Raw genomic sequence first — 6162 nt, 5'->3', positions numbered from 1 at the left:
GGGTGCGGGGCGGGCGTGCGCAGGTCGCGCGGGGCCGGGGGCGGTGGCCGGGTCGACGCGGAACGACACCGTCGACGTCGTACGACATCGACCCTGTCGTTCGCACGCGCCTGCAACCGTCTGCGCACGCAACAGGCGACCGAGTCGGTGTCGTACGACATCGACCCTGTCGGTCGGCGTCCGCACGCAGCCGTGGTCGCGCAACGTAACGGGCCCGACCCCTCGTGGCAGAGTGGCACTGCAGCGCACCGCGAAGCCTCGCGCGCGGCCCCCGACTCCCGACACTCCGCACCCATCGAGAGGAAGGCAGCGCATGCCCTTCGAGAACACTGACCGCATCCAGGCCACCACCGCCGGATCGCTCCCCCGCACCCCGGAGCTCATCGCCGCGAACGCCGCACGGCCCGTGGCCGCCGACGGCTTCACGCTCGAGAGCACCGACGAGGTCCGTGCCCTGACGAGCGCGGCCGTCGACGACGTCGTCGCACGGCAGACCGCGCTCGGCATCACGCAGCCCGGTGACGGCGAGTTCGGCAAGGCGATGTCGAACAGCGTCGACTACGGCGCGTGGTGGGGCTACTCGTTCCAGCGCATCAGCGGCCTGAGCCTGACCGACGAGAACATCTTCTCGCAGCAGCCGGTCCGCTCCACCCCGGGGAACATCCGGCTCACGAGCTTCCCGGACCGGCGCGACTGGACGATCTTCCACGACGCCTACACCGACCCCGAGTCGGGTATCGGCACCGGCAAGAACGCCACCGCGTTCCCGACCACGACCGGTCCGATCACCTACACCGGCCACGAGGCCGCGGCCACCGACGCCGCGAACCTCAAGCACGCGGTCGAGGCCGCCGGCGCGGACAACGGCTTCATCACGGCGCTCTCCCCCGGCTCCGCCGCCCGCATCGCGAACGAGTACTACGCGACCGAGGAAGAACACATCTGGGCGTGGGCGGACGCCCTGCGCGAGGAGTACACGACGATCCTCGACGCCGGCCTCGTGCTGCAGATCGACGACCCCTCGATCGCCGAGAACTGGGACCAGATCAACCCCGAGCCGAGCATCGAGGACTACCGCGCCTTCACCCGCGTCCGTGTCGAGGCGCTCAACCACGCGCTGCGGGGCCTCGACACCAGCCGCGTGCGCTTCCACCTGTGCTGGGGTTCCTGGCACGGACCCCACACCACCGACATCGAACTCCGCCACATCGTCGACCTGATGCTCGACATCGACGCCGGTGCGTACTCGTTCGAGGCCGCGAACGCCCGCCACGAGCACGAGTGGACCGTCTGGCAGGACGTCACCCTGCCCGAGGGCAAGGTCATCGTCCCGGGGGTCGTCGGCCACGCCACGAACGTCGTCGAGCACCCCGACCTCGTCGCGCAGCGCATCGAGCGGTTCGCCTCGGTAGTCGGGCGCGAGCGCGTGATCGCCGGCACCGACTGTGGCCTCGGCGGCCGCGTGCACCCGCAGATCGCCGCGGCGAAGCTCGAGTCCCTCGGCGAGGGTGCCCGGCGCGCGAGCGCGAAGCTCTTCTAGCCGCCCGTTCCTTCCCAGAACGGCCGCGATACCTGGTGAGATCGGGCGTACTTGCCACGAAGAACACGGCAGGTACGCCCGATTCCGCCAGGTACGCCCGGTTCGGGCAGGTTCGCCCGGTTCAGGCAGGTACGCCCGGTTTCGGCAGGTGCGCCCGGTTCGGGGAGGTACGCCCGGTTTCGGCAGGTGCGCCCGGTTTCGGCAGGTACGCCCGGTTCGGCCAGGTACGCCCGCTTCCGGCAGGCACGCCCGGATCCGGACGCACGCACGAGCGGACTGGAGGCCCGGTGCCAGCTGGCACCGGGCCTCCAGTCCGTCAGCGGGTGCGTCTACCGACGCGAGCGGCCGAGCACGACCGCCGCGCCCGCAGCGGCGACGCCGAGCCACACGAGGGGGCGCGTGACGCGCCGTCGCTTCGCCACCCAGCCGCCGTTCGTCGCGTTCGCGGCGTCGGCGGGGGCGTAGAGGTTCCCGTCGGTCGGCGCGCCCTCGCCACGGAGCGCGAACGTCTCCACCATCGGCTTCGTGATCTTGTGGAACAGGCCAGGGAACACGTATTGCAGCGGCACGAGCGATGCCTGGATGCGTCCGACGAAGCGGTAGCGCTTGGGGTGCGTGGCGGCGTGCACGACGGCACGGCCGGCCCGCTCGACCGAGACGGTGGGCGGCAGCGGGTGCGAGGTCTTGCCGGTGTAGTTGGCGCCGTTCTGGTAGATCGGGGTGTCGATCGTGGACGGCAGCAGCGCGGTGAACTTGATGCCGGTGCCCGCGAACTCGTCGCCGAGCACGTCGACCAGGCCGAGCGCAGCGTGCTTGCTCGTCACGTACGCCGACTGGTACGGCGCCGAGAGCAGCGACTGGATCGAGCCGACGAGCACGTAGGTGCCCTTCCCGCGCTGCTTCCAGTGCGGCAGCAGGTGCGTGATGGCGTTGAGGTGCCCGTACAGGTTCGTGTCGACGACGCGCTTGAACGCCTCGGTGGGGGTCTGCTCGAACAGGCCGTAGACGAACAGCGCCGCGTTGCCGACGAAGACGTCGATGCGACCGAAGCGGGTCGTCACGGTGCCGATGAGGTCCTTGACCTGGTGCTCGTCGGCGACGTCCGTCGGGATCGCGATCGCCTCGGCGCCGAGCTTCCGGCACTCGGCGGCTGCGGCCTCGAGCGAGTCGTGCCCGCGTGCGGCGAGCACGAGCGTGGCGCCCTGCCGGGCGAACTCGTGTGCGGCGGCCCTCCCGATGCCGCTCGATGCTCCGGTGATGACGACGATCTTCCCGCGGTACCGATGTCCCATGTGTCCTTGGTACCCGGCCGTGGTCCGTTCCCGCACAGCCGGGTCGTACCCCTGCACGCGGTGCGAGGATGGAGCATGCGCAAGGACGACCTGACCGTCGACGAAGCCGCGGTCATCGCCGAGCACGCCCGCTCCGGTGTCCTCGACGTCGACGACCCCGAGGTGCGGAAGGTCGTCGAGCAGGCGAACCGGGTGCTGGTCCGTGCACAGATGTGGGGCGAGGAGCGGAGCCCGAAGCTGCGGCGTCGCCGACGGCTCATCGCGGTCGGCGCCCTCGTGATGGTGCTCGTCTGGGTCGCGGGGCTGCTCGTGCCGCTGGCGATGCGCTTCGGCTGACCGGTGCGTCCCGCGGACGAAGCGGGATCCGGGCCTGTTCAGGCGCAGCCGGATGGTGCATGATCCGACGATCACACCACCATCGCGCTGCAGGGAGCACGACATGGACCAGCACATCGATCGACGGCGCTTCATGACGCTCGGACTCGCCGGGGCCGCGACGACCGCCCTCGGCGCGACGGCGATCGGCCCGGACGGCTCGGCACAGGCCGCGACCGGAGCTGCGGCGCCGACCGCTGCGCCCGTGCTGCTCGCCGCCGACGAGTTCGACGGCCCGGCCGGCAGCGCGCCGAACCCGGGGATCTGGCGGTACGACCTGGGTGCTGGCGGCTGGGGCAACGCCGAGCTGCAGACCTACACGGACTCGCGGCGGAACGCGGCGCTCGACGGTGCCGGCAACCTCGTGATCACCGCACACCGCGAGGCCGACGGGTCGTACTCATCGGCCCGGCTGAAGTCCGAGAGCACCTACACCGCGCAGTACGGCCGCATCGAGGCGCGGATCCGCCTCCCCCGCGGCCAGGGCATCTGGCCGGCGTTCTGGATGCTCGGCGCGGACATCGGGCAGGTCGGCTGGCCGGCGTGCGGGGAGATCGACGTCATGGAGAACGTCGGGTACGAGCCGGGGATCGTGCACGGCACGGTGCACGGGCCCGGGTACTCCGGCGCGCAGGGCATATCGGCGGCGTACACGAACCCGTCCGGAGCAGCGTTCGCCGACGACTTCCACGTGTACGGGGTCGACTGGCGCCCCGGCTCGATCACCTGGACGGTCGACGGCGTCGCGTACCGGACGGTCACCCGGGCCGACGTCGGCTCGGCCCCGTGGGTGTTCGACAAGCCGTTCTTCGTGATCCTCAACGTCGCGGTCGGCGGGAACTGGCCGGGTTCGCCCGACGCCTCGACACGGTTCCCGCAGCAGATGACGATCGACTGGCTGCGGGTCCACCAGAACGGCTAGGCGCGATCGCCGAGGCGGACGAGCGTCAGGGACGGCGGTTCGCCCGGGCGACGAGCCACAGGTACGTGCTGTGCCCGACCAGGGCGAGTCCGAAGAACACCGCGGCGACCGCGTACACCCGGTCGAGCTTGCCCTGCCCGATCACGAGCATCACGACGCAGAACACGACGGCGATCGCGAGGACACCGACCTGCACGGTCGACCAGATCCGTCGGAAGCGCGGCATGCCCGTCTCGTTCACGCCCCCCATTCTGCCCGATGCCGTCAGTGCTTCTCCGGGTCGTGGCCCCAGTTCATGAGCGAGTACCGCCAGGGGGTGTCGTGCACGTCGCCGTCGGGACGCTGCTCCGAGTGCCGGGCGACGTAGCCGACGACCTTCCGCATGTGCGCCAGGTCGTCGTCGGTGCGGTCGGCCTTGTGCTTCTCGAGGATGCGGATGATGTGCCGGCCGCTCTCGTGCCCGGTCGACTCGCCACCGCCCGAGGGCTTCTGCCCGACGGACTTCGACTCGTCGGTGTCGAGCCACTTCCGCAGCTCGGTGGCGGTCATGTTCACCGCGTCGTCGAAGTCGGCTCGGGTCTGCTCGTCGTCGTGCTCGCTCATGCGGTCGAGACAACCCGATCGTGCTGGACGACTGCGCAGGACGGATGCGCCTCCGACCGTGCCCAGCCCCTCGCGCGTTTCCTGACCCTGCGAACCCCTTACCCGAACAGGAAGAGGCATCACATGCGCGCAGTCGTGTGGCACGGCATCGGCGACATCCGGCTCGACGACGTCCCGCAGCCGACGATCCAGGACCCGGAGGACGCGATCGTCCGGATCACCCGCAGTGCGATCTGCGGCACCGACCTGCACTTCGTCCGCGGCACGATGGCACCGATGGTGGAGGGCACGATCCTCGGTCACGAGGCCGTCGGCGTCGTCACCGAGGTCGGGGACGCGGTGCGCGGGTTCAGCCCCGGCGACCGCGTCGTCGTCAACTCCACGGTGTCCTGCGGTGCCTGCCGGTACTGCCGGATGGGCAAGACCGCCCAGTGCGACCGCTCGAACAGCAACGGACCGCAGGCGGGCACCGCGTTCTTCGGCGGCCCCGCCTCCACCGGACCGGTCGACGGCATGCAGGCCGAGTACGTCCGCGTCCCGTGGGCCCGCAACACCATGCACCCGCTCCCGGACACCGTCTCCGACGAGCAGGCGATCCTACTGTCCGACATTTTCCCCACGGGGTGGTTCGGCGCGGAGCTCGCGGGCGTCACGCGCGGTGACGTCGTGGTGGTGTTCGGTGCCGGGATCGTCGGACAGTTCGCGGCGGCCTCGGCGTACAAGCAGGGTGCGGCCCGCGTCATCGTCGTCGACGGCGAGGAGACCCGGCTCGCCGCCGCGCTCGCCCAGCACTGCGAGGTTGTCGACTACAACGCCGAGGACCCGGTCGAGACGATCATGTCGCTGACCGACGGTATCGGCGCGGACTGCGTGATCGACGCAGTCGGCGTGGACGCCGAACGCCCGAAGCGCGGCCCGGCGGCGGTCGATCAGGACCAGGCGGCGGCGTTCGACGCCGAGGTCGCCGAGGTCGCGCCCGACGCCGCGCCTGACAGCTTCGGTGCACAGCAGCAGTGGAAGCCCGGCGACGGCCCCTCGCAGGTGGCTCGCTGGGCGGTGGCGAGCGTGGCGAAGTACGGCCGCATCGGGATCATCGGCGTGTACGGACCGACGGCCGAGCACTACCCGATCGGTGAGGCGATGCTGAAGAACCTCACCGTGCGGATGGGGAACTGCGACCACCACTCCGTCACCCCGCCGCTGATCGACATGGTGGCCGCCGGACAGTTCGACCCGACGGCCCTGATCACCGAGCACGAGCCGATCACCGACGCGATCGGCGCCTACCAGGCGTTCGACCGACGCGAACCCGGCTGGATCAAGGTCGAGCTCGGCACCTCCTGAACCGAACGCGACGCACCGGTACGCGCTGCACCGGACCAGGACGACACCGGGTGGGAATGGAACGGCCCCGCCCGGTGTCGAACTCT

At 70.8% G+C, this 6162-nt stretch carries 7 protein-coding genes; 4 read left to right on the top strand and 3 right to left on the bottom strand.

Going from position 1 to position 6162, the window contains the following annotated elements:
* The first annotated feature begins 313 nt into the window (after window positions 1–313).
* Complete coding sequence (locus tag DEJ02_RS14730) at window positions 314–1540, top strand: cobalamin-independent methionine synthase II family protein (RefSeq protein WP_111033579.1); 1227 nt, start codon at window positions 314–316, stop codon at window positions 1538–1540.
* Between the two features lie 329 nt (window positions 1541–1869).
* On the opposite strand, the gene DEJ02_RS14725 is transcribed toward DEJ02_RS14730, so the two are convergent.
* Complete coding sequence (locus DEJ02_RS14725; RefSeq protein WP_181440375.1) at window positions 1870–2832, bottom strand: SDR family oxidoreductase; 963 nt, start codon at window positions 2830–2832, stop codon at window positions 1870–1872.
* Between the two features lie 75 nt (window positions 2833–2907).
* Here DEJ02_RS14725 and DEJ02_RS18535 point away from each other — a divergent pair, with 75 nt between their 5' ends.
* Complete coding sequence (locus tag DEJ02_RS18535; RefSeq protein ID WP_027465422.1) at window positions 2908–3168, top strand: hypothetical protein; 261 nt, start codon at window positions 2908–2910, stop codon at window positions 3166–3168.
* A 103-nt stretch (window positions 3169–3271) separates the two neighbouring features.
* Window positions 3272–4129, top strand: a complete 858-nt coding sequence (locus tag DEJ02_RS14720; RefSeq protein ID WP_111033577.1) for a family 16 glycosylhydrolase — start codon at window positions 3272–3274, stop codon at window positions 4127–4129.
* 25 nt (window positions 4130–4154) lie between these two features.
* On the opposite strand, the gene DEJ02_RS14715 is transcribed toward DEJ02_RS14720, so the two are convergent.
* Together DEJ02_RS14715 and DEJ02_RS14710 are read right to left on the bottom strand one after the other, a co-directional pair.
* A complete protein-coding gene (locus DEJ02_RS14715; RefSeq protein WP_139179681.1) occupies window positions 4155–4370 on the bottom strand; it encodes a hypothetical protein in 216 nt (71 codons plus the stop codon).
* A 23-nt stretch (window positions 4371–4393) separates the two neighbouring features.
* On the bottom strand, window positions 4394–4732 hold the full coding sequence (locus DEJ02_RS14710) for a DUF3140 domain-containing protein (RefSeq protein WP_071244508.1): 339 nt from the start codon (window positions 4730–4732) through the stop codon (window positions 4394–4396).
* 123 nt (window positions 4733–4855) lie between these two features.
* Between DEJ02_RS14710 and DEJ02_RS14705 the strand changes: the two genes are divergently transcribed.
* Window positions 4856–6076: an alcohol dehydrogenase catalytic domain-containing protein gene (locus DEJ02_RS14705; protein WP_111033576.1), complete on the top strand. Its 1221-nt coding sequence runs from the start codon at window positions 4856–4858 to the stop codon at window positions 6074–6076.
* Window positions 6077–6162 lie beyond the last annotated feature (86 nt).

The sequence above is a fragment of the Curtobacterium sp. MCLR17_042 genome (assembly GCF_003234695.1).
In the GTDB taxonomy this organism is placed as follows: domain Bacteria; phylum Actinomycetota; class Actinomycetes; order Actinomycetales; family Microbacteriaceae; genus Curtobacterium; species Curtobacterium flaccumfaciens.
The sequence above is the reverse complement of the archived record's forward strand: the minus strand, read 5'-3'. Positions and strand labels throughout refer to the sequence as shown.

Coding starts and splice junctions, on each gene's coding strand:
- DEJ02_RS14730 (WP_111033579.1), top strand. CDS start 314: ATGCCCTTCGAGAACACTGACCGCATCCAGGCCACCACCGCCGGATCG.
- DEJ02_RS14725 (WP_181440375.1), bottom strand. CDS start 2,832: ATGGGACATCGGTACCGCGGGAAGATCGTCGTCATCACCGGAGCATCG.
- DEJ02_RS18535 (WP_027465422.1), top strand. CDS start 2,908: ATGCGCAAGGACGACCTGACCGTCGACGAAGCCGCGGTCATCGCCGAG.
- DEJ02_RS14720 (WP_111033577.1), top strand. CDS start 3,272: ATGGACCAGCACATCGATCGACGGCGCTTCATGACGCTCGGACTCGCC.
- DEJ02_RS14710 (WP_071244508.1), bottom strand. CDS start 4,732: ATGAGCGAGCACGACGACGAGCAGACCCGAGCCGACTTCGACGACGCG.
- DEJ02_RS14705 (WP_111033576.1), top strand. CDS start 4,856: ATGCGCGCAGTCGTGTGGCACGGCATCGGCGACATCCGGCTCGACGAC.